This window comes from Cytobacillus sp. Hm23, from assembly GCF_051842895.1.
GTDB lineage: Bacteria > Bacillota > Bacilli > Bacillales > SM2101 > Nanhaiella.
In genome coordinates this window covers 36,769-60,046 of record NZ_JBPXRQ010000033.1, presented here as the reverse complement: position 1 = coordinate 60,046, position 23,278 = coordinate 36,769, and the positions used below count along the sequence as shown (strand labels likewise).

General features: G+C 36.4%; 19 protein-coding genes and 3 tRNA genes. 4 read left to right on the top strand and 18 right to left on the bottom strand.

Annotated features, from left to right (window positions below; translation table 11 throughout):
* Positions 1-126 precede the first annotated feature (126 nt).
* Positions 127-1,404: an MFS transporter gene (locus tag ACSVDA_RS18110; protein ID WP_485884919.1), complete on the bottom strand. Its 1,278-nt coding sequence runs from the start codon at positions 1,402-1,404 to the stop codon at positions 127-129.
* Positions 1,405-1,778: 374 nt separating this feature from the next.
* Here ACSVDA_RS18110 and ACSVDA_RS18105 point away from each other — a divergent pair, with 374 nt between their 5' ends.
* Positions 1,779-2,537 carry a DUF4386 domain-containing protein gene (locus tag ACSVDA_RS18105; protein ID WP_485884917.1) on the top strand — a complete coding sequence of 253 codons (759 nt, stop codon included), beginning with the start codon at positions 1,779-1,781 and terminating at the stop codon, positions 2,535-2,537.
* A gap of 3 nt (positions 2,538-2,540) precedes the next feature.
* On the opposite strand, the gene ACSVDA_RS18100 is transcribed toward ACSVDA_RS18105, so the two are convergent.
* Complete coding sequence (locus tag ACSVDA_RS18100; protein WP_485884915.1) at positions 2,541-3,110, bottom strand: Crp/Fnr family transcriptional regulator; 570 nt, start codon at positions 3,108-3,110, stop codon at positions 2,541-2,543.
* Positions 3,111-3,381: 271 nt separating this feature from the next.
* On the opposite strand from ACSVDA_RS18100, the gene ACSVDA_RS18095 reads away from it, so the two are divergent.
* Complete coding sequence (locus ACSVDA_RS18095) at positions 3,382-3,537, top strand: hypothetical protein (protein ID WP_485884913.1); 156 nt, start codon at positions 3,382-3,384, stop codon at positions 3,535-3,537.
* A gap of 303 nt (positions 3,538-3,840) precedes the next feature.
* A complete protein-coding gene (gene katG / locus ACSVDA_RS18090) occupies positions 3,841-6,060 on the top strand; it encodes a catalase/peroxidase HPI (RefSeq protein WP_485884911.1) in 2,220 nt (739 codons plus the stop codon).
* 141 nt (positions 6,061-6,201) lie between these two features.
* Here the strand turns inward: katG and rlmH are convergent, their stop codons facing one another.
* The 15 genes from rlmH to ACSVDA_RS18015 form a co-directional block, all read right to left on the bottom strand.
* Positions 6,202-6,681, bottom strand: coding sequence for a 23S rRNA (pseudouridine(1915)-N(3))-methyltransferase RlmH (gene rlmH, locus ACSVDA_RS18085; protein ID WP_485884909.1), 480 nt, complete (start codon positions 6,679-6,681; stop codon positions 6,202-6,204).
* 93 nt (positions 6,682-6,774) lie between these two features.
* Positions 6,775-6,930 carry a CxxH/CxxC protein gene (locus ACSVDA_RS18080; RefSeq protein WP_320207304.1) on the bottom strand — a complete coding sequence of 52 codons (156 nt, stop codon included), beginning with the start codon at positions 6,928-6,930 and terminating at the stop codon, positions 6,775-6,777.
* A gap of 152 nt (positions 6,931-7,082) precedes the next feature.
* The gene (locus tag ACSVDA_RS18075) at positions 7,083-7,235 is read right to left on the bottom strand and encodes a hypothetical protein (protein ID WP_485884907.1); all 153 of its coding nucleotides are present in this window, start codon (positions 7,233-7,235) and stop codon (positions 7,083-7,085) included.
* Between the two features lie 104 nt (positions 7,236-7,339).
* Positions 7,340-8,584, bottom strand: coding sequence for a S1C family serine protease (locus tag ACSVDA_RS18070; protein WP_485884905.1), 1,245 nt, complete (start codon positions 8,582-8,584; stop codon positions 7,340-7,342).
* A gap of 372 nt (positions 8,585-8,956) precedes the next feature.
* Complete coding sequence (locus tag ACSVDA_RS18065) at positions 8,957-10,198, bottom strand: S1C family serine protease (protein WP_485884903.1); 1,242 nt, start codon at positions 10,196-10,198, stop codon at positions 8,957-8,959.
* A 372-nt stretch (positions 10,199-10,570) separates the two neighbouring features.
* Positions 10,571-11,365 carry an MBL fold metallo-hydrolase gene (locus ACSVDA_RS18060; protein ID WP_485884901.1) on the bottom strand — a complete coding sequence of 265 codons (795 nt, stop codon included), beginning with the start codon at positions 11,363-11,365 and terminating at the stop codon, positions 10,571-10,573.
* An 8-nt stretch (positions 11,366-11,373) separates the two neighbouring features.
* Positions 11,374-12,156: a two-component system regulatory protein YycI gene (locus ACSVDA_RS18055; RefSeq protein ID WP_485884899.1), complete on the bottom strand. Its 783-nt coding sequence runs from the start codon at positions 12,154-12,156 to the stop codon at positions 11,374-11,376.
* The gene (locus ACSVDA_RS18050; RefSeq protein WP_485884897.1) at positions 12,143-13,453 is read right to left on the bottom strand and encodes a YycH family regulatory protein; all 1,311 of its coding nucleotides are present in this window, start codon (positions 13,451-13,453) and stop codon (positions 12,143-12,145) included. Before ACSVDA_RS18050 ends, ACSVDA_RS18055 begins: the two co-directional genes overlap by 14 nt.
* Entirely contained in the window at positions 13,450-15,273 is a 1,824-nt protein-coding gene (gene walK / locus ACSVDA_RS18045) for a cell wall metabolism sensor histidine kinase WalK (protein ID WP_485884895.1), read from the bottom strand. The genes ACSVDA_RS18050 and walK overlap by 4 nt, the downstream gene beginning before the upstream one ends.
* An 8-nt stretch (positions 15,274-15,281) precedes the next feature.
* Positions 15,282-15,992, bottom strand: coding sequence for a response regulator YycF (gene yycF / locus ACSVDA_RS18040; RefSeq protein WP_214482820.1), 711 nt, complete (start codon positions 15,990-15,992; stop codon positions 15,282-15,284).
* 89 nt (positions 15,993-16,081) lie between these two features.
* On the bottom strand, positions 16,082-17,581 hold the full coding sequence (locus ACSVDA_RS18035; RefSeq protein ID WP_485884893.1) for a peptidoglycan DD-metalloendopeptidase family protein: 1,500 nt from the start codon (positions 17,579-17,581) through the stop codon (positions 16,082-16,084).
* Positions 17,582-17,860: 279 nt separating this feature from the next.
* Positions 17,861-17,933: transfer RNA gene (locus ACSVDA_RS18030), tRNA-Phe, on the bottom strand.
* Positions 17,934-18,132: 199 nt separating this feature from the next.
* A tRNA-Asp gene (locus tag ACSVDA_RS18025) sits at positions 18,133-18,208 on the bottom strand.
* A gap of 44 nt (positions 18,209-18,252) precedes the next feature.
* Positions 18,253-18,324: transfer RNA gene (locus ACSVDA_RS18020), tRNA-Glu, on the bottom strand.
* A 411-nt stretch (positions 18,325-18,735) separates the two neighbouring features.
* Positions 18,736-20,022, bottom strand: a complete 1,287-nt coding sequence (locus ACSVDA_RS18015) for an adenylosuccinate synthase (protein WP_485884891.1) — start codon at positions 20,020-20,022, stop codon at positions 18,736-18,738.
* 406 nt (positions 20,023-20,428) lie between these two features.
* On the opposite strand from ACSVDA_RS18015, the gene ACSVDA_RS18010 reads away from it, so the two are divergent.
* Complete coding sequence (locus tag ACSVDA_RS18010; RefSeq protein WP_485884889.1) at positions 20,429-21,712, top strand: phosphotransferase; 1,284 nt, start codon at positions 20,429-20,431, stop codon at positions 21,710-21,712.
* A 128-nt stretch (positions 21,713-21,840) separates the two neighbouring features.
* Here ACSVDA_RS18010 and dnaB read toward each other — a convergent pair whose 3' ends face one another.
* Positions 21,841-23,205 (bottom strand): replicative DNA helicase, encoded by a 1,365-nt coding sequence (gene dnaB, locus ACSVDA_RS18005; protein WP_214482818.1) that lies wholly within the window; start codon positions 23,203-23,205, stop codon positions 21,841-21,843.
* Positions 23,206-23,278: the final 73 nt, after the last annotated feature.

Below are 23,278 nucleotides of genomic sequence, written 5' to 3'. Positions count from 1 at the left end.
TAGAAGTTTCAAGCGTTTTAGAGCTAAAATCTTATTAGCTCATAAGTATAAAAAAGTGGGTGTTCATGTTGGATAGGGCGAAGAGAACTTGCTTCACCCCAACATTTGACGTTGAACCTTTATTTATCATTTAACCTTAGCATTGTCATGAGCTGAAACACCTTTCGGTTCAGGAACAAATATTAAAATAATTCCACCAATGACAAAGAGAACAATTAAACTAAAGACACCCATATTCGTATGTCCTGTTAGTTGAGAGGTGAGCCCGACTAGAAATGGTCCCATAATGGCAGCAAATTTACCGAAGATATTGTAAAAGCCAAAGAATTCATTGGCATTCTCTTTAGGTATGAGCTTAGCGAAGTAAGAGCGGCTTAACGCTTGAATCCCACCTTGTGACGATGCGACCAGCATAGCCAATATCCAAAAATCGAGTGTAGTTTGCAGAAAAAATGCGTAAATACAAACAATGATATAAATAATGATACCTACGTAAAGCATTTTCTTACCTGTAAAGATATCCGCTAATTTCCCGTACAATATGGCAAATGGTGCGGCAACAACCTGTGTGACAAATAAGATGATGAGTAAGCTTGTAGCAGATATACCTAAATCCGTTCCGTATGCTGTAGACATGGAAATGATCGTCCCTACCCCATCAATATAAAAGAAATAAGCTAGCAAAAATAAAAATAATGAACGGTATTTTCGAACTTCCTTTACCGTTTTCGCTAGTCGCTTAAAACTATTGCTAACAGGTTTTCGTTCACGTTCAATATAGTGGACTTGATAAACATGCTTTAATAATGGAATGGTAAAAACAAACCACCATAATGCTGTAATCATAAAGGCTATCTTACTTGCCACCGCTGTACTAATCGGTAGGATACTACTTTGAGATAACATGATGATAGCGATACTAACGATAAAAGGGATTGTACTACCAATGTAACCAAATCCAAACCCGTATGTAGACACACGGTTCATCCGTTTCTTTGGTGTGACATCTACTAAAAAAGCATTGTAAAAAATATTTGCTCCAGCAGATCCAATCGTTGCCACGGTATAACAAACTAGTAACATCAGCCATTGATTACTCGGAATAAATGCTAATATCGCCGTTGAGGTCACACCTAAGAGAAGGAAGAATGTGAAAAACTTTTTCTTTAACCCTTGATAATCTGCAATCGTACCTAATATAGGACTTAACATTGCTAATATGAAGGTTGCAATCGCTATAGTATAGCCTAAGTAAGCCGTGGAACTTGCGGCAGAAATTCCACTATTCGTCGCAGCTTCTTTATAAAACAGCGGAAATATAGCTGTTGTTATAATAATTGAATACGCTGAGTTTGCCCAATCATAAAAAATCCAACCCCGCTCCGCTTTTGAAAAACGCTTCATAACACTCCTCCCAACCTAATCAACTTAACTTTCATTTAAATGGCATACCAAAAGAATAAAAGTAGATTTACCATACCTTTTTCACATCTAATAATCTTTCACTTCAATGCGTACTTTCATCACCTTCATGTCAGGTTTGCTATAGTAGGCAAAAAAAGTAATGTTGCAAGGCAACAGCCTTGTACAAATACTAGTGTGAAATCTCGATAAATGTCTTCTTTTGCTCGACAGATAAGTGATATTAATATGATTACTAACGAAGCTTGTATATTTACTTAGGCAATATTATTCTCTAATTGATTCATTGACTTAAGTCAATGAATCATGTTCATTTTTTCACTACAATACAATCAAAAGACTTAGGAGGGAATTATATGGAAGTATTACAGCAAGGAGTAAATCAGCTTCGAAAATCAGCATTAATTGCAGGGATATCCTTGCTCATCATGACCGTAGCTGCATTTTTCTCTTTTGGCTATGTTCATAGTTCTTTAATGATTAGTAATAGCTCGATTGAAACATTTAATAACATTTCAGCATCAACAGGATTATTTAGAGCAGGAATACTTGGTTGGCTAGTTATATTAATAACGGATATTATCGTTTCGTGGGCATTTTATATCTTTTTAAAACCAATACATGAAGGATATGCAATGCTAGCTGCTTGGCTTCGATTGATGTATACTGCCATACTGGCTATTGCGGTCTCAAATCTCATTCAGGTAGATAATCTCATTAAGTATAGTAATGATCTGTTGAATCAGCCTGACAGTCTTCTCGTTTCTGAAGTCATGATGTCTGTACTAGCATTTGAATCTGTTTGGTCGTTTGGATTAATCGTCTTTGGGATGCATCTATTAATAGTGGGCTTTGTCGTTTCAAAAACTAAAACAGTTCCAAAGATCATAAGCTTTCTACTTGTATTAGGTGGTGCAAGTTATATGTTGGTCCATCTATTAGACGGATTCTTTCCCAAGCTTGAAAATGTGACTTCAACTATCGAGATGATTTTGATGATTCCAATGACTGCTGGAGAGCTAGGCTTTTGCATTTGGCTCTTAATGAAAGGTGGTAAAACACCTATTAAATCGTATTCAACAAGGAAGGCACACAACAATGCTGCGCAAATTTGAATGCTATAATCTTCGTTTGATACGACTAAGTGACTCAGGTGTAATACCTAAATAGCTTGCTAACTGATGCTGTGGTACACGGTTAATCAAATCAGGGCGTTTGTCAACGAGCGCCTTATACCGCTCTTCTGGGCGAGATGAAATAAACGTAGCAATATCATCGTGCATATCACCCATAATCTCTTCCATTAGCTTACGCGTCATCGTTTCAAGTCCTGGATGCTTGTCATACATCTGTTCCTCGTTCGATAAATCACCTACAACGAGAACACAGTCCTCCATACAGATTAACGTGTACTTTGATGCTTTATCAGAACTATGCTGATTGAAAATCGTCACCGCTTGTTCTTCTGTAAAAAAATTATACGTCGTTTCTCTCCCCTCTTCATCAACTGCAAACTGGCGGACGCAACCCTTTACGACAAAATAGCATTTCTCTGGAACCTCTCCCTGATCTAAAAGGATAGTTCCTTTTTTATATTCTGCAATAGGTATATCTGCAACAATCATCTCTATCTCTGATTCACTAGCATCAGTATAATGTTTCAAATATCGAATAAGGATATCACTCATGTGAGCTACACCTCCATATTTCTCTTTATTATTGTTATAGCATATCACTTAGCTATGAAGCTAACAAAATATGATTCATATTACGATTTGAATAAGTAGATTTAATAAAGAAAGACTACTAGAAGATATATTCGTAGGACACTCTGAAGAAGATGATATGACAAGATGAGGCCATTTCAACATATGCAACTGGATTATTCTTTAGAACAACTAATAGGGTGGTTGGTTTGATGATGAGCGGTGTGGTCGGTTTGACAGTAAAAGGGTGATTTTGGACAGTAAAAGGGCTGACTTGGATAGTAAAGGAGCTGATTTGGACAGTAAAATGGGTAATTTGGATAGTAAAAAGGTTGATTTGGACAGTAAATTGTGTGATTTGGACAAAAACTGTATTAGTTCTGCAGCAATATCTTCATTGGTGATTTGATTAACGTAATTGCACAAAAATAATGTAGTAAGAAGCGGAAAAATCCTGTTTAACAACCTCATACTCAGGTAATTCTAATAAACATGAAAACAACATTTTTGACCCTATTTTGTGTGGTGATGAATCCTATTTGAAAGAAAATATTGTTAAAAATTCTCCATCCACAGCACATATCACTTTGAATCAAACACCCAGTCCACTATAATAGAGAGTAAGAATTATCATAATAGTCTAACACCTATTTGTGGCAAGATGTAATGTTATCTTCGACTAAATGTTCAAAAATAGGAAGGAGAATGATGAATGGAAAACAACAATTATCCTGACCAAAAAGAACACACAGCTGCAGCTGCGGGGCAATGTCCTGTAACTCATCACAAAGATAGTGCAATCACGACAACGACAGCGCCTAGAGGTACGACGAATAAAGACTGGTGGCCGAATCAATTGAATTTAGGCATTCTTCGCCAGCATGACAAGAAATCCAACCCAATGGGAGAAGACTTTAATTATAAAGAAGAATTCTCTAAGCTCGATTATGATGCTCTAAAGAAAGATCTTCATCATTTAATGACAGATAGCCAAGATTGGTGGCCTGCTGACTACGGTCACTACGGTCCATTCTTTATTCGAATGTCTTGGCATGCAGCAGGTACATATCGGACGGCTGATGGACGCGGGGGCGGCTCAACTGGATCACAGCGCTTTGCACCTCTGAACAGCTGGCCGGATAATGTCAATCTTGATAAGGCCCGCCGTCTGTTATGGCCTATTAAGCAAAAGTATGGAAACAAGATTTCCTGGGCCGATTTACTTGTATTAACAGGTAACGTAGCACTTGAATCTATGGGCTTAAAAACGTTTGGTTTTGGAGCAGGACGTGAGGACATTTGGCACCCTGAGGAAGATGTGTATTGGGGTTCAGAGAAGGAATGGTTAGCTGACAACAGGTATTCCGGTGACCGTGAGCTAGAAAATCCACTCGCTGCTGTACAGATGGGGCTCATTTATGTAAATCCTGAAGGTCCAAACGGAGAGCCGGATCCACTTGCAAGTGCCCGTGATATTCGTGATACATTTGAACGTATGGGAATGAATGACGAAGAAACGGTGGCGCTTGTCGCGGGTGGACACACATTTGGTAAAGCGCATGGCGCAGGGGATGCCTCTCAAGTAGGTGACGACCCTGAAGCAGCTACACTTGAAACACAAGGCTTTGGATGGAAGAGCACATACAAGAGCGGAAAAGGCCGTGATACGATATCAAGTGGTATTGAAGGTGCATGGACGACGAACCCTACTAAATGGGATAATGGCTACTTTGAATTGTTATTCGGATATGAATGGGAGTTGACCAAGAGTCCTGCAGGCGCTTCTCAATGGGCACCTGTCAATATGCAGGAGGAACATTTGGCCCCGGATGCTGAAGATCCATCTAAACGTGTAAAGACAATGATGACAACAGCGGACATGGCCTTGCGTATCGATCCAGAATATGAAAAAATTTCTCATCGTTTTTATGAGAATCCGGAAGAGTTTGCAGATGCATTCGCTCGTGCATGGTTTAAATTACTTCACCGTGACATGGGGCCAAAAGATAGATACTGGGGTCCAGAGGTTCCACAAGAAGAGTTAATCTGGCAGGATCCGATTACAGAAGTCGATTATGAACTATCTGATGCCGAAATCGCTGACCTAAAAGAAAAAATTCTTAACACAGGATTAACCGTAAGCGAACTAGTGAAAACAGCTTGGGCTTCAGCAAGCACATATCGTGGTTCTGATATGCGTGGGGGTGCGAACGGTGCACGCATCCGTCTGGCTCCTCAAAAAGACTGGGAAGCAAACGAACCTGCACAGCTTGAAAAAGTGCTTGGAATCTACGTGGACCTTCAAAGTAAGCTTGATAAAAAAGTCAGCCTTGCTGATTTAATCGTACTTGGTGGAAACGCTGCAATCGAAAAAGCAGCTAAAGAAGCAGGCTTCGATGTAACAGTTCCATTTTCTCCTGGTCGTGGTGACGCAACTGATGAGCAAACAGAAGTGGAAAACTTTGAAGTATTAGAGCCGGTATCTGATGGGTTCCGTAACTACCAGAAGAAAGAATACTCTATCAGCCCAGAAGAAATGTTGGTAGACAAAGCGCAGCTACTAGGTCTAACTGCACCAGAAATGACAGTCTTGCTCGGCGGTATGCGTGTCCTTGGCACGAACCATGGCGGTTCGGAACACGGCGTATTTACTGACCGTGTCGGCACGTTGACAAATGACTTTTTTGTGAACCTGCTTGACATGGGGATTGAATGGAAACCAGCGGGCTTCAACAAATATGAAGGCCGTGACCGCAAATCTGGTGAAGTCGTTCGTACTGCCTCACGCTTTGACCTCGTATTCGGTTCAAACGCAGTTCTTCGAGCTATAGTTGAAGTGTATGCTCAAGACGATAATACAGAAAAGTTTGTCCATGACTTTGTAGCCGCTTGGGTCAAGGTGATGGATGCAGATCGGTTTGATTTGAAGTAACCTTTATTTTGGAGACATAAAAAACTGCATCTCTATTGTTCGATACAATTGGAGGTGCGGTTTTTCTATCTAAAAATATCTTTAGCCCCCTTATTAGAGACAAAAATTCAACAGACATACTGATACTTGTATTTTAGTTTTTTACTTATGGTACGGTTCCCCCCTATTAATCCGAAAAGCTCGATAAACCTGCTCCAACAAAATCAACCTCATCAACTGATGAGGAAACGTCATCTTAGAAAATGACAACGATTCGTTCGACCTCTGCATTACTTCATTACTTAGTCCTAGTGACCCTCCTATTACAAAAGCAACTTTACTCTTGCCGTACGTTGCTAAATTATCAAGGTCTTTTGCGAGCTGTTCGGATGTTTTCATTTTGCCTTTGATGGCTAAGGCGATGACGTGGGTGTCTTCTGATATTTTTGCGAGTATGCGCTCGCCTTCTTTTTGTTTGATTTGCTCCATTTGTTGCTCGCTTAAGGCTTCGGGTGCTTTTTCGTCTGGGAGCTCAATAATATTGACCTTTGCATATGGTGTGAGGCGTTTTAAGTATTCTTGTATGCCTTGCTTTAAGTATTTTTCTTTTAGTTTTCCAATTGAAATAATTGAGATATTCACATTTATCCCCGCTTTATAAACAGTTTACTTACAAGTTATCCACAGTGGTTATCCACATATACACATTTTCTATCCACATCTTGTATGAGAATATTAGTTCCCTACAATATATGTTGCTGGATTTCGACAAAATTCACAGCATGTTGACAACTTTTCTTCTTCATTTAGCATATTTATTTCTGGTGCAATTTCATGTTCATCTACATACATATCAATGGCTAAATCTATATGTTCATCACAGCATTTCATGTTCTCATTCCTCCAAACAATGACTCTTTACATTTATCCACATGTGGGCAATTCTTTTTTCCGTTATCCATTGTAGCATATATTATTGTGGGTAATTATTAACGTAAATATTTATCCACACACATAAAAGCATAAGCGACTTCACTTCCACCTTAAAACCCCCCACTCCCCAGTGGTAACGGCGGAATCTTGTCATCATCATCCTGACTCCTCCGACAAGCACTTGACTCAAGACATTTCTCATGAAGACGCTTTTTACGAAATGGTGAAACTACTTCACGAAGAAAAGCACTAAATCTAAACATTAGCTAATACTCATATAATAAATAATCCTACTTATAAACCATTTAGTTAATCATAAAAAAGAGGGCTTCTCATAACCCTCTCTTCCTACCGTTTATACATCTACCTACAGCAAAATATATTTCGACAGCTTCATCGTTATCGTTTGTTTTAATCCTTGTCGAAACAATGTTACTTCCATCGTATCTCCGACTGACTTTTTCGTATATAAATGCCTTCTTAAGTTTGTTAGGTCATTTATTGGTTCACCGTCAAGCTCAACGATGACATCAAGCTCTTGCATGCCGGCTTCGTCAGCAGGTGAGGATCGTTCAACGCCAGTGATAGCTACACCTTTAGTCACTTCTGTTGGTAGCTTTAATGTTTTTTGTAAATGCTCTACCGGAATATCTTGGAGAGAGGTTAATTCTACTCCCATATATGGTCGTCTAATCTCACCATTCATTTCTAGGTTTTCAATTGTTTGTTGTACATAGTTAATTGGGATTGAAAGGCCTATACCTTCAACAGCATGCCTCGCAATTTTCATCGAATTTATGCCGATGACCTTTCCATTCATATCTACGAGTGCGCCTCCACTATTACCTGGGTTTATCGCAGCATCTGTTTGTAAAACCTCAGCAAACCAATCAATGATTCTGCCTTTTGATTCTACTTCTACTGGGATAAAACGATTTGTACCAGAAATAATGCCTTTTGTGACCGATCCTGATAGATGGATTCCTAATGGGTTCCCTATTGCGATGACGGTTTCCCCAGTTTTTACTTGATCTGAGTCACCTAATTCGGCAATGACCGTTATATCCTTTGCATCAATTTTGAGTACCGCCAAATCTGTTAATGCGTCAGTTCCGACTATGTCCGCATTTACACGTGTACCATCATATAGTACGACCTCAACGTTATTTGCCTGTTCAACAACATGGTGATTTGTCACAATATATGCTATGTCGTTGTCTTTTTTATATATAACACCTGAACCAGTACCAGCTTCGACCGGTCCTCTACTTGACCAAAAGTTTGCTTCTTGAATGTTTACAACACCGACAACTGCCTCTGAAACTTTCTCTACAGCTTCAGTTATAGATGTAATCACATTGACTGTCATATTTCTACTAGGGGCTGCTGTAACTGAAACAGAGTCAATTTCCTCTGGTGATTGGATTTTTTCGTGTTCATATACAATCTTATAAGGGAGAACATCTAATTTTGCTAATAGAGGAATGAACATAATGACAATGAATGTGCCAACAACTGCACCTATAAATACAGTTAACAACCAACCTTTTTTCTTCCTCTTCCTCTTGTATCTTTTTTGTAAGTGAACATAACCATCGTCATAATAGCCCATTTATTATTCATCCTTCCATCGGATAATAGGTTAGCTAATGTATTTGTTTAATAATTACACTGCATGTCATTGCATTGTTACCTTCAAGTATCGCAGTTTGTTACATGTATTACACCATATCTATAGTATATTATACTTTTATGTAAAGAAAAATCTACCAACATATATGTAACAGTACTAAACATTAACTTAATTTCCTATGATCGTCTCTTTATTGTTCAAATCAGCACTCTTTCTATCGGAATTTAAGCTTTTTCTGTCCAACTAGCTACTGTTACTGTCCAAATATAGCCTTTTACTGTCCAAACTTCAAAAAAAGGCTTCTCTAAGCCAAACTAATTTGACTAAAGAGAAGCCTCTATCTATTTATATCTAAAATATTTCTTCGATCAACTTCATTGTGACTGTTTGTTCTTCACCATCTCGGAAGATAGTGACTTCCATCGTGTCGCCAATTGCTTTTTCATTATACAAGTACTTTCGTAATTCAATTGTATCTGTAATTTGTACACCATCCATTGCGACAATGACGTCTAATTCTGTTAAGCCTGCTTGGCTTGCTGGAGAATTAGGCTCTACTCGCTGGATGACGACACCTTCTGTAACATCTTCAGGTAAATGAAGCGTTTGATTTTTATGGTAATCTGAAATCTCATTTAGCGATACCAAGTCTCCTACTCCCATATAAGGACGGCGCACTTCCCGGTATTGCTCTAAATCCTCAATAACTGGTAGCGCATAATTACTTGGAATTGAGAAGCCAATTCCTTCAACTGCTTGTTCAGCTATTTTCATTGAGTTAATACCTATGACCTGACCATCGATGTTAACTAATGCTCCACCGCTATTACCTGGGTTAATTGCTGCATCTGTTTGTAAAACTTCAGAATTCCAATCATACGTACCATCGCCATTAATGTCCATTGGTACAGAACGATTTAAGCCGGAAACGATCCCTTGTGTTACTGAACCAGAAAACTCCAAGCCTAATGGATTTCCAATAGCAATGACTGGCTCACCTAAATTAATTTGATCAGAGTCACCGAACTCGGCTACTGTTGTAACGTGTTCCCCATCAATTTCAAGAACCGCTAAATCAGTCCAAATATCACTTCCGAGTATGGTTGCTGGTACACGGGTTCCGTCAGCCAAGCTTACTTCCACTGCATTAGCACCTTCGATTACATGGTGATTAGTGATCACATAAGCTTTACCGTTATCTTTTTTATAAATAACTCCTGATCCTGTTCCTGCTTCTTGTGCTCCAGCTTCGTTGTTACTCCAAAAGCCAGCTTGTTGGATATTCACTACACCGACAACTGCGTCTGATACTTTATCAACTGCATCCGTTACTTGTGAGGATACATTGACGGCAACATTTTTATTAGTTCCCTCATTTATTGGTGTCCCGTTATTTGTTTCGAGTTGCTCAGCTTGCTCCTCGTTAATAGCTATATCATACGGTAAAACATCTAAATTAACTAAAGTAGGAATTGCAATAACAACTAGCAACGCTCCTAGAATAGCCCCAACAAGTGCTGATAAAAACCAACCGCCTCGATTTCCTTTTTGCTTTCCTTGAGCTTGCTCATAGTCTTGATCATAATATCCCATAAGTTATCCACCCTTTCACCGATGAATGTTAGATTTTGCAATTAATGCTTGTAATATTTATTATACTCAGAAATACTAATAAATCTATCATATCCACGAACTAACACAGTCATCACATAATTTCACATGAAGGGTGTTTTTTCCCTTTTAGAAAAGGCTCTTTTCGTATGCTATTTTATGAAAATGGACAGTCATACAAGGTTTTATCCACGCTCAAAAATGTAAAAATAGAAAAGAAGTCACGAACGCTTACTTGTACGAAAAGGATCAAGCTATGCGAAAACAGTCTAGTGAAAAGGATGGAGCAACTTCTAAGGGATGGATGCTATAACTCGATTGAACTTTATGGAAGATCGATTATGAACAAATAGCTTAGACTGCTATGAGCTTTGTCGGTTGATTTGGATCAGTATCATATAAGCTAAACTGCTCTCCGATTATAAAACCTTTTGATTCTAATGTCTGAGAAACTGCCATCCGTGCTAAATCCTTCATATTATTATCTTGGCTTAAATGTGCTAAATAAATACGTTTCGTACGATCACCTATAACTTCAGTCATCGCAATGGCAGCATCTTCATTTGATACATGACCAACATCACTTAAAATTCGGCGCTTAATGTTCCATGGATATTTACCCATTCTTAGCATGTCAACATCATGATTGCTCTCAAACACAAATACGTCAGCGTTGTTAATAATTCCTTTCATTCGATCACTGACATAACCAGTATCCGTAATAAGTGCAATTTTATTACCTTCATGGTGGAAAACATAAAACATTGGCTCAGCTGCATCGTGTGACACTCCAAATGACTCTATATCTAAATTGCCAAACGTTTTTACTTTACCCATATCAAAAATAAACTTTTGTTCTGTAGGGATTTCACCAACTTTACTTTCCATCGCACTCCACGTTTTTGCATTCGCGTATATTGGTAATTGATATTTCCTAGCCAATACACCTATCCCTTTTATATGATCAATATGTTCATGAGTTACTAAAATTCCAGATAGATTGCTTATCGAACGGTCTATCTGAAGAAATAATCGCTCCATCTGTTTACCACTCAAGCCAGCATCAACTAATATTGATTGCTCATTCGTTTCTATATAAAAGGCATTTCCAGTACTGCCACTTGCAAGCACACTAAAATGTAAACTCATACTTTCTTTCACTCCAAACTTTCCTCGTCAATTACTTTCCCCTCAAATGCATTGACGTAATAGTTTTCCTTATCATTTACGACAAATTGCCAAGTCGGTGTAAGAACCTTTGATTGTGGGGTTGTAAATGGCACAATTGAATAATATCCTAACTCAATTTCTGTTATTTGGCTACCAAACTTTAATAAGTTTTTATTGTGGAGAATTTCTAAAGCTTTTATCGCAGCAATGATTTCTTCTTCTTTTTCGTATTCCTCTATATTAAGCATTGTCTGTTTATAAGAAATAATTTCATTTAAGTCATTTAGTTGCAAGATAATACTACTGTTTTGTTCGTTGTAAATAACTTTATCATTATATAGTTGATAGAATATAATTTGATCTAGCTCCTCATCCATTTCCCAAAAAATATATTTATCGCCATCAATAATATACTCATTGAAAAATTGATTTAGCAGGAAGTCAAACTTTGCTTCTTCTAATGGATACGGTGTTAACAATGTTGATTCTACTGTTGCAGTATCAACAATAGGTATATCCTGACCATCTAGCTTCGCTAGTTCCTCTTCCGTAAATAATCTACTTACCCCGCTTAAATATTTGCCTCTCTCCTCTACTTCAGGAATTTTATCATAAGTAATATCGTCAGCAGCTAAATTTTCTTCAATTGTTTTTTCTGTCAGTATCATTAATTGGTTATTATTGCGCATTTCAAGAAATTGATAAATTAAAAAAATATCTAGCAAGAGAAAAGTAATAATGAAAATGGTTTTCGTCTTATTCCAATCCAATATACTCTCCTCCTACCTCTTCTACATTAATATGACGCCAGATGTTATTATAACGATAGAACCATACTGGATCAAAAATTAAAACATCTCGTTCACCTCGTCTAAGCCTATAACCTAAGATTAGATCTTCAAGCGAATCTTTATTGAATTGTTCCATTTGTTCCAAGTGATTAATAATTTCTTCACCAGTTGGTATAGTAACCTCCCTATGATCAGAAATCTTTAGCTCTATCATCGGGCGTTCATATCTATATAATTTACCATTACGCCAATATTGTTCAATTTTTGTAAGGTTACTTTCATTGAAAACAGGTAGGTTTCGTAAAAATAATTGAAACTCTGTCGTTTGCGTATGCTTTTCTCTGTTCTCATCCCAGCTCCAATAACGATACTTATCTGTCCATCCACCATGACTATTTACAAAATCAATGCTTTTTAATACAGTGTTTGCGGTACTTAATATATCACTATCCTCTGATACAGGGTTCTCAAATTTTAATCGATTCGTTAAAGAATTTATTTCCATGAAGCGTGAGCCATCTGTATACACAACTACGTGAGAATATAATGATTCTTTTTTAACAGATTTAGGATCACTGAACAGGGCATCCTTAAATACTTCTGGAGCTAGTGTTTCATACGTATATTCTAATTGATATACAGCTTGTTCTCCAGAAGGTACATAAATGCGTTTTACCTCATTGATGTCGTATGGGATATAGTGTGTATATGATTTTTTTTCTTGGAAATTTTTCCTTATATTTTCTAAATAAACATTATCAAGTGATGCTTTATACACTCTTTGCTTATCATATAAAACAAAATATAACTCTCCCTTATCTACATCAACAACAATACGATCATACAGCCCGACTAAAATATCTGGATTTTGAAATTGAAACATTTTCTTAGTAAATTCAGCTGGAACTTGGTCTTGATAGACTATTTCAAATTTACTATCTCCATGGATAAATGATAAAAAATCTTTTTGTGGAATAGTATTAGATATATTTGTTACATTCGTAATAATCCATTTTTGTATTTCTGTTAGCATTTTATCAATTTTGTAATATTCATTTGTTCCATAATCATCGTAATTATAATGAATAAACATTTGACTAGGTTTAATCAATTCTTCAACATCACGAGTTTCATTGTTAACTAAAACAAATTGATTAATATCTGGATTTTCTAATGTTTTATACTTATTTTGGAAAGTCCAAATATTCCATGTTAAGATAATACTTATCAAGATTAATGTTGTTAGCAATATTGATTTTAAGACTTCAAATTTCATGACCACTCATCCTCTTGCTCTTTTTCAAGTGGGAGTGTAAAGAAAATTGTCGTACCCTTGCCCTCCTCACTCTCTGCCCAAATGTCTCCTCCATGTGCTTCTATCATTTCTTTGGAAATAGCCAAACCAAGACCTGTTCCACCGAGGTTACGGCTTCTAGCCTTATCAACTCTATAAAATCTATCGAATATATGTGCAAGGTTAGCCTTAGGAATACCGACACCTTCATCACTTATGATTACTTCAAGGTGATTAACATTTTTCCTCAAAGAGAAGCTGACTTGTCCTCCTTCTGGAGAGTATTTTAGTGCATTTGAAATGATGTTATCTATGACTTGAGTTACTTTATCTTTATCAATACTAACCGTAATTTGTTCATCTGGTAGCTGTCGTTTGAAGGTTACATATTGGTTCTTTGAAATTTCAAATCGATCAATGATCTGATGAAAAAATTCAATAAAATTAACAGATGTTCTATGTAATGAGTAATCCCTACTATCTAACTTAGATAGCTGAAGTAAATCTTTCACTAGTCTTATCATACGTTCAGTTTCTGTTTGTGTAACATGTAAAAACTGTGGCGCAATATCTTTGTCCTGCCATGCCCCTTCCGCTAGTGCTTCCAAATAACTTCTCATTGTCGTAAGTGGCGTTCTTAATTCATGTGACACATTCGCAACAAACTCTCGTCGTTCTTGCTCGATCTTCTCTTGTTCAGTCACATCATGTAAAACAGCTATTAAGCCATTTGTAATACCGATTTTATTTTCAATGACAGAAAAATTCACTCGAAGTACATAAGAATTTTCCTTTGTACTCACGTCTAGTATTAAAGATTCCCTCTCATGTAAAAGTGTATCAAAATTAAGTTCATCCTCTAAACCTAAGGCTGAAATAATAGGTTCATTAAATACGTCTTCCCTGGATATACCTAATAATTTTAAAGCAGGATCATTTATTAATATGATATGTCCTTTTCTATCAGTGGCAATAACCCCGTCTGTCATATGAGTAATAACTGAAGCAAGCTTACGTCTCTCGCCTTCTGTAGACGCTTGTGCTTCTTGGAGTTTTCTAGATAAATAATTAAAGGTTAATGCTAATTGACCAATTTCATCATACCCGTAAATACGAACCTTTCTAGAGAAATTTCCTTTCGCCATCGCAAGAGCTTGTTTTCTCATATCTGAAATTGGACGAGTAATTGTATGGGCTAAAAAGATCCCTAATACTGCAGTAATGACCATAGCTAAAACTGTTCCTGTAACAAGGATACGATTAATTTGCTTCATTTGATTATAGACATTTTCCATAGAAGCTACTAAGTATATCGCACCAACAATTTCATCATTTGACTTGATAGGTGTTGATAATACACGCAATCTGAACCCTGTATTTGGTTCTATAACCAATTCATCACTAGCTGTTCCAACAATAAGTGCAAGATTTATACCACGCTCAGTCATTCTTTTCCCAACAATTTTCTCATTATCTGGATTAGACGTTCCTATGACACGACTATTGATATCAATAACACGTACCTCGATAATGTCCTGATAATCGTAGTCTCGCAAAATATTTTTGACATCATCCTCAACTGTGCTTGCTTGTTCATCTCGCTCTAATGTTATGGCTTCCTCTAAATAGTAGGATAGGATGTTTTCTTGTCTATCCAGTGACACTTTAAAGCCTTCGACGAGCTGACCTTCTAACTTCCGAACAAAATACACTCCAATAATTTGCATAGCAATAAGAATGAGGAGAATATAAATTAGAATAAACTTAATATGAATGGAACGAAACACACCAACTTTTTTCATAAATAAATTTACTCCTGCTCTGGATTTCGTAAGTAGTAGCCAACACCCCTTCTAGTAACAATCCAAGTTGGATCGCTAGGGTTATCTTCAATTTTTTCACGGAGGCGTCTAACTGTGACATCGACTGTACGAACATCACCAAAATAATCGTAACCCCACACTGTTTGAAGCAAATGCTCTCTTGTCATTACTTGACCTAGGTGCTTTGCTAAATAATGTAATAATTCAAACTCGCGGTGAGTTAGTTCTATCGTTTCACCACGTTTTGAAACAACATAAGCATCAGGTTGTATGACTAGTGGTCCAATTGATAAGTAATTATTGTCATCTTGTGATGTATCTTCTTCTGGGATGAGTTGATGCCTTCTTAAATTTGCTTTTACGCGTGCAAGCAACTCTCTAGTACTGAACGGCTTTGTTACATAGTCATCCGCTCCTAATTCTAAACCAAGAACTTTATCAATTTCTGTGTCCTTTGCTGTTAGCATGATGATTGGCATATCATATTTTTTCCTTACTTCTCGACAAACTTCCATCCCATCTTTTAGTGGGAGCATAATATCGAGTAATATAATACTCGGTTTTACCTCTTCAACTTGATTAAGTGCTTCTACTCCATCGTAAGCACATGTAACTTCATATCCTTCTTTTTCTAGGTTGAATTTTAAAATATCAGCAATTGGTTTTTCATCGTCTACTACAAGAACTTTATTTTTCATAGAAAGACTCCTTTCCCGGAACATTCTGTATCCTTACTTTATCATGAGGAGTATATGAATTACAAAAAAACCTCTAGCAAAGCTAGAGGTTACTGCAAGAAGTTTCTCGGGTTTTGTACACTTCCGTTTTTGTATACTTCAAAATGTAAATGAGTACCAGTTGAATTACCTGTCGACCCCATCACGCCAATTTTGCGTCCTTTTTCAATCGTTTGTCCAACTGAGACGCTTATTGATGACAGATGTGAATATGTTGTCTTTATACCGTTGTTATGATTAATAACAATTCGATTCCCATATCCTCCATCCCAGCCTGCAAATTCAACGACTCCATTGTCCGCAGCTTTAATCGTATAATTACTCGGTCTCGCAATATCCATACCTTTATGCAGCTTTCCCCATCGCTGTCCCATTTCACTTGAAACATAACCGCCTGAGGCTGGCCATAATAGAGTACCAGTTCCACGTGATGGCACAACCTTCGTACCTTTGAAAATAATTTTATTTACAGGTTCTTTAGTAACTTCTTCTTTAATCGTTGTTTTTTCTACTTGCGTACCATTATCTTTTACAATAATAATATTCTCTAGTTTCTCACCATTTTGACCTTCTTGATTTACCTTTTGATCACCTTTATACATTGTATCTTTTTCAATCGTCTCAGTTTTAAATGGTATTACAACTCGTTTATAATGCTCTTCTTTTACGAGAACATGTACATATGGTTCATACTGAGTAACATTTAATTGCTGACCAATTTGCAATACTGTCTTTTCGGATATATCTGAATTAAGTTTAAGAAGCTCTTCTGTGCTTAAATCATGAGCATTAGCAATACTTCCTAAGACATCACCTTGTTTAATTTCATATTTTTTTTCTGCCAACGTCCCTTTCTTTAATAAAGAAACACCTTGGTCAACAGTAATGATATTATCTGGTGAAATGTCCTCTTTAGTAACTTTAACTGATTCATCAAAAGATACGTCTATAATTCGTGATTCGCCTTCCTTCAGTGGCGGTAATTCATTCGATAAGTCATTCGGTAATTCATTCGGCTTTTGTTGTAGCTCTAGTTTTTCTAACTCTTTTGCTGACACGTAAGACGTTTTGATCTTTTTCAACACTTCATTTGCTTCTTCTTCATTTGCAAAATAAGCTATTGGTTCTCCGTTAACATTAATGGCAGCTGATGCAGCATATATCTCTATGTTATTTTTAACTTTCTTAGCGGTAGTTTCATTATTAACAATAGGACTAAAGACTTTTTCAGGTATGTAGGTTAACTGTTCTCCTACAGAAAATTCAAGATAACCGTTACGATCATCCATCTTTTTCATCTTGTCGTTTACAGCCTTCTCAATAGTCTTTTTGTCATCTACTGTTCCAATATTTTCTCCGTTAACATATACATGATAGATTGTAGATATTTCTGATGCACTATTAGCAGCTTCTACCGAACCAACTGTTAGTGTTGCGACTGCTACCGTCGTGACCATTGCTTTTTTGACGATACTAAGCGCTTTCTTATCAAAGTTAACAGGTTTAATCATATGGCGTACTTTAGTATATATGTTTGTTTGTTTTAACACTACTTTTCCTCCTAAAACAGGTTTCTCCATCGCCTTGGGAGAGAAAATTTTTTTTATATTAATGTGACAAATTTCTCTATTAAACACTCTATTACTTTATCATAAAATAAAAATAATGGCATACTAGATCAAAAGATGTAACATAATTGTATTATAGCTGTAATTTAATAGTGTCTTTTGTAAAATACAAGGTAATAAAAGCTAGCATTCTACTAGAATTATTACCAATATTATCATTTAATTAAAAAAGTATGATCTATACAGACCATACTTTGACAGTGGCTCGGGACGGAATCGAACCGCCGACACAAGGATTTTCAGTCCTTTGCTCTACCGACTGAGCTACCGAGCCATAATGAATTGTGCTTTTATTTCTTACCTTTTAGTCAAATACTCATATCTTTGCTCGTCGCATCTCTTTTGCAAGACATTGCTCCTCGCAGAACTAAACTAATGCCATTTCATAGATGTTTACGTTCTGCTCTACAGACTGAGCTACCGAGCCATATTTGCTATTCATTAATAATTTCTTAGTTCTTTATGTAATAAAATGGCGGTCCCGACGGGAATCGAACCCGCGATCTCCTGCGTGACAGGCAGGCATGTTAACCGCTACACCACGGGACCAAATATTCTATACAGTTTATTATGTAATGCTTAATTTTTATAAGTGACCCGTACGGGATTCGAACCCGTGTTACCGCCGTGAAAGGGCGGTGTCTTAACCACTTGACCAACGGGCCATATAATCATAAAATCTCAATTGATTATCAGCGACATTTAATATACTAACATATTTTTAAAATAAAATGCAATAGTATTTTATTTATTTTTTAGGTTCTTTTTATAAGCTGTGCTGTTATGTTGACTAAATTAATAAGACAATATTCGATTGTAATCATTTTAATAGTAGCAAAATTCCACGAGTATTAGTTGTAAAAGCGTATATATTAATACAATAATCGAAAACAACAACCAAAACGATACAATCTTTTTAACAGACAGAAGGTCTAAAAGTTACTCATATTAGCCCTTCTGTCTTATTTTAAAATAGACTTTGACTTTAAATACATGTGGTTGCTAGAGGCTGCTATCGCGACTCTAGGATGAAAAACAACAATCAACCTGAACAAAACTAAAGCAAGAAATAAAAATTAACTGTATACGCTACGCACAACATTTGTTTGTGATCTATCTGGTCCAACTGAGAAGATTGATAAAGGAATGCCTGTTAGCTGTGATACTCTTTCAAGATAATGACGAGCATTTGCAGGTAACTCTCCTAAACTTTTGACTCCTGTAATGTCCTCTGACCATCCAGGTAATTCTTCAAATACTGGCTCACACTCAGCTAACATTTTCAAGCTAGGAGGAAATTCTTCTATAAGTTGGCCCTTATAACGGTATGCTACACAGATTCTTAATGTTTCAATTCCTGTAAGTACATCAATTGAGTTTAGTGATAGATCAGTGATTCCACTTACTCTACGAGCATGTCGAACAACTACACTATCAAACCAACCTACGCGACGTGGTCTACCAGTAGTCGTACCATATTCACGTCCTACTTCTCTAATCTGATCTCCTACCTCATCCGTAAGCTCCGTAGGAAATGGTCCATCTCCAACTCGGGTCGTATATGCTTTTGACACTCCTACAACATGTTTTATTTTAGTAGGACCTACACCGGAACCAATTGTTACTCCGCCTGCGACTGGATTTGAAGATGTTACAAATGGATACGTTCCTTGATCTATATCTAGCATTACACCTTGAGCACCTTCGAATAGAACCCTACGTCCTTCATCTAGCGCATCATTTAACACAACAGATGTATCACAAACATATTTTGCAAATTGTTGTCCATACTCATAATATTCATCTAAAATATCTTCCAATTTAAAGCCATCTACCTCGTACATTTTTTCTAATAAACGATTTTTATCTCCAAGGTTTTTAGCTAGCTTCTCTTCAAATACTTCACGGTCAAGAAGATCTGCAATTCGGATACCTATACGAGCAGCTTTATCCATATATGCTGGCCCGATGCCCTTTTTCGTCGTTCCAATTTTGTTAGCGCCTTTTCTCTCTTCTTCGATCTCATCAAGTTTAAGGTGATAAGGTAAAATGACATGTGCACGATTACTAATACGTAAATTTTCAGTACTTACTCCACGTTCGCGCAAATAATTCAGTTCCTTAACAAGAGCCTTAGGATCTATTACGGTGCCATTCCCAATCGTACAAATTTTATCAGCATAAAAAATGCCTGAAGGTATTAAGTGTAACTTATACGTGTTACCGTTAAACTTTATTGTATGCCCTGCATTATTTCCACCTTGAGACCTTGCAACTACTTCTGCATTTGCTGAAAGAAAATCTGTAATTTTACCTTTTCCTTCATCTCCCCATTGTGTTCCAACAACGACTACTGAAGCCATCTATAGGCACCTCCGCTTTTTCCGAACTTTCATTTTTATTATTATCAAACATGATTAGTGTACCAATTCCATCGTGTATAGTCAATTAAAACCGAACATTATTATTTGATTTAGTAATTTTGTTCGTAGTTTATAATAATCAATGGCTTAAACATTTTTTGAAAAAGGTGTTGATCATACTAAAAAATAAACACGTAATTCTCTATAAAACGATGCCTGTTGCGTAAAATAACATATAGTTTAGGAACTATAGGAACTATATTTTCTAGAAGAGCCTTGAAGGAGTTTTTCTGAAAAAGTCTATAAATAGTGTATCCATAAAAGTTGATTCCATAATTAGTTAATTGTATGCTTATATAGTATTGTATAATTTTGTAATTTACTTAACGATAATGAGGGCTATGCAATGGAGAAGTTAGTGTTTAAGTTCTTTGTTATTTCAAAAAACAATAGTATTTTGCTAACATATGATAATAATAGATGGACCCTACCTACCTATGATGCAAAACCATCTCACGTAGCTGAAACAGCACAAATTAATCATTTTTTTAAAAGTAAATACAAATTAATGACGAATGTCTTGAGGTGCTATAACGAAACCGACCGTATGAGAATTTATGAAATAGAATTACTAGATAAAGAATGGTTTTCACCAAATATGTGTTGGATTAACAGATTGAATTTAGAGGATGTTAATGAACTTTGTAAGGAAGACAAGCTCCTTTTAAACGATTGGAACGCTTCTTTTCAGCCTACAAATTTACCTTGGTTTTCCCACGGTTGGGTAGATGAAATAAAGCAATGGTTTAGAAAAGAACTATCATGTAGTACTTTTGAATTGAAACAAATCAGAAGTTGGGAACGATCAGCATTGTTCAGAGTTAAATTAGCTAACAACAATTATTACTTCAAAGCGGTTCCACCTATATTTTCTCATGAGCCAATACTTAGTCAATATTTGTACCAACATCACCCTTCTTGTGTTCCATCTATACATAGTGTTGACTCAAAAAGAAGATGGTACATCATGCAAGAGTTAACAGGCCCCTTACTTGGAAAAACAAACAATATGCATCATTGGCAGGGAGCTCTATTAAAACTAGCAGAGATTCAAAAAAAGTCGATAGAAAACATCAACAAAATTAAACATATGTGTCCAATAAGACCTATCTCTAAGGTAATACAAACATATATGAGACCTTCATTAAATACTTTATATAACAGCAACAATATTTCAAATGAAATATATAATCAATTCATTGAAAGCATCCCAGCCATAATAAATATATGCGATTTATTGGAACAATCTCACATTCCTCATGCTATAGATCATGGAGACTTTTTTGGAGGTAATATTATTGTTCATGGTAATATTCCAATCATTTATGATTGGTCCGATTGTACTTTATCACACCCCTTTCTTAGTATCACAACTTTTCTTGAAGAAGTAGAACACTTTTTTTCAAAAGAACATGCAACATATTTGCTAGATTTATATTTAGCTGAATGGCGTTCATATAATTCGCCGGAACAATTATACAATGAATACGAATTAATCAAACTTATTGCACCAGTGTTTTACTTAACTGTATATCAGACTTTCATTTTTCCTTCTTTTCATGACAATTGGGACAAACAACATATAATAGATGGTTATATAAATAAATGGTTAGCTTTATTTGCTCAGTAACAAAAATCATATTCCATATAGACGATCAACTTTTCATAATATGGAAAATTGTATTAGTTAACAAAAAAAGAACCACATGTAGATAATCTCTACTTTGTGGTTCTCTATTATGTTAGTAATCTCCTAAACTATGCTCCAGCAGGAACACTTGAATCGCCATAGCGTGTCTCTAAGTTTACAAATTTATTATACTCTTTGACAAATGCTAATTGTACAGTCCCGACTGGACCATTACGTTGTTTGGCAATAATAATTTCTATTATATTTTGGTTTTCTGTTTCTTTATCATAATAATCTTCTCGATAGAGGAAGGAAACAATATCAGCATCTTGCTCGATACTTCCTGATTCACGAATATCTGACATCATCGGTCGCTTATCTTGTCTTTGTTCAACCCCACGGGAAAGCTGTGAAAGAGCAATAACAGGGACTTTTAATTCACGTGCAAGTGCTTTTAATGAACGGGATATTTCAGAGACTTCCTGCTGACGATTTTCCCCGCTTCGCCCACTACCCTGGATGAGCTGTAAGTAGTCAATTAAGATCATGCCTAGACCACTCTCTTGCTTTAGGCGTCGACATTTTGAGCGAATTTCACTAATACGTATACCAGGCGTATCGTCGATGTAAATACCTGAATTAGAAAGGCTCCCCATCGCCATCGTTAGTTTACCCCAATCCTCAGGAGTGAGTGAACCGGTCCTTAAGTTTTGAGCATCAATATTTCCTTCAGCACAGAGCATACGCATTACAAGTTGTTCTGAACCCATCTCAAGACTAAAAATCGCTACATTTTCATCAGTTTTCGTAGCAACGTTTTGAGCTATATTTAACGCAAATGCAGTTTTACCAACAGAAGGACGTGCTGCAACAATAATTAAATCATTACGCTGAAACCCAGCAGTCATTCGATCAAGCTCAGAAAAGCCTGTTGGTATACCAGTAATATCACCTTTGCGATTGTGTAATAATTCTATATTATCATACGTTCGAACGAGAACGTCTTTTATACTTTGAAAGTCACCTGCGTTTTTCCTTTGGGCAACATCCATAATTTGTTTTTCTGCTTCATTTAAAAGAACATCTACTTCGTCTTCTCGACTGTAGCCATCTTGAGCAATCGTCGAAGCTGTTCTAATTAGGCGACGTAAAATAGATTTTTCTTCTACTATTTTTGCATAATACTCAATATTTGCGGCAGTAGGTACAGAGTTAGCTAAATCACTTAAATAATTTAGTCCACCGATCTCTTCTAAGAGCTTCCCATCTGCTAGTTCTGACGTGACTGTTACTAAGTCAACAGGTTCACCCTTATCTGAAAGTAATAGCATAACATGAAAGATTTTTTGATGAGCAGCTCGATAAAAATCTTCAGGAATTAGTATTTCAGAAGCCAAAGTTAATGATGATGACTCAAGGAAAATAGCACCTAATACAGCTTGCTCCGCTTCAATATTTTGCGGTGGTATGCGATCCATTATCATATCGCTCATCCACTTTCACCATCCTATAGAAAAAATGTGATTTTAGAAAAAAGGTACGCTTAAAAAAGTACACTTTATCATT

Coding starts and splice junctions, on each gene's coding strand:
- ACSVDA_RS18110 (WP_485884919.1), bottom strand. CDS start 1,404: ATGAAGCGTTTTTCAAAAGCGGAGCGGGGTTGGATTTTTTATGATTGG.
- ACSVDA_RS18100 (WP_485884915.1), bottom strand. CDS start 3,110: ATGAGTGATATCCTTATTCGATATTTGAAACATTATACTGATGCTAGT.
- walK (WP_485884895.1), bottom strand. CDS start 15,273: ATGAAAAAAGTTGGTGTGTTTCGTTCCATTCATATTAAGTTTATTCTA.
- ACSVDA_RS18070 (WP_485884905.1), bottom strand. CDS start 8,584: ATGGGCTATTATGACGATGGTTATGTTCACTTACAAAAAAGATACAAG.
- ACSVDA_RS18060 (WP_485884901.1), bottom strand. CDS start 11,365: ATGAGTTTACATTTTAGTGTGCTTGCAAGTGGCAGTACTGGAAATGCC.
- ACSVDA_RS18050 (WP_485884897.1), bottom strand. CDS start 13,453: ATGAAATTTGAAGTCTTAAAATCAATATTGCTAACAACATTAATCTTG.
- yycF (WP_214482820.1), bottom strand. CDS start 15,992: ATGAAAAATAAAGTTCTTGTAGTAGACGATGAAAAACCAATTGCTGAT.
- ACSVDA_RS18015 (WP_485884891.1), bottom strand. CDS start 20,022: ATGGCTTCAGTAGTCGTTGTTGGAACACAATGGGGAGATGAAGGAAAA.
- ACSVDA_RS18080 (WP_320207304.1), bottom strand. CDS start 6,930: ATGAAATGCTGTGATGAACATATAGATTTAGCCATTGATATGTATGTA.
- ACSVDA_RS18010 (WP_485884889.1), top strand. CDS start 20,429: ATGGAGAAGTTAGTGTTTAAGTTCTTTGTTATTTCAAAAAACAATAGT.
- ACSVDA_RS18065 (WP_485884903.1), bottom strand. CDS start 10,198: ATGGGATATTATGATCAAGACTATGAGCAAGCTCAAGGAAAGCAAAAA.
- katG (WP_485884911.1), top strand. CDS start 3,841: ATGGAAAACAACAATTATCCTGACCAAAAAGAACACACAGCTGCAGCT.
- ACSVDA_RS18075 (WP_485884907.1), bottom strand. CDS start 7,235: ATGTTTAGATTTAGTGCTTTTCTTCGTGAAGTAGTTTCACCATTTCGT.
- ACSVDA_RS18105 (WP_485884917.1), top strand. CDS start 1,779: ATGGAAGTATTACAGCAAGGAGTAAATCAGCTTCGAAAATCAGCATTA.
- dnaB (WP_214482818.1), bottom strand. CDS start 23,205: ATGAGCGATATGATAATGGATCGCATACCACCGCAAAATATTGAAGCG.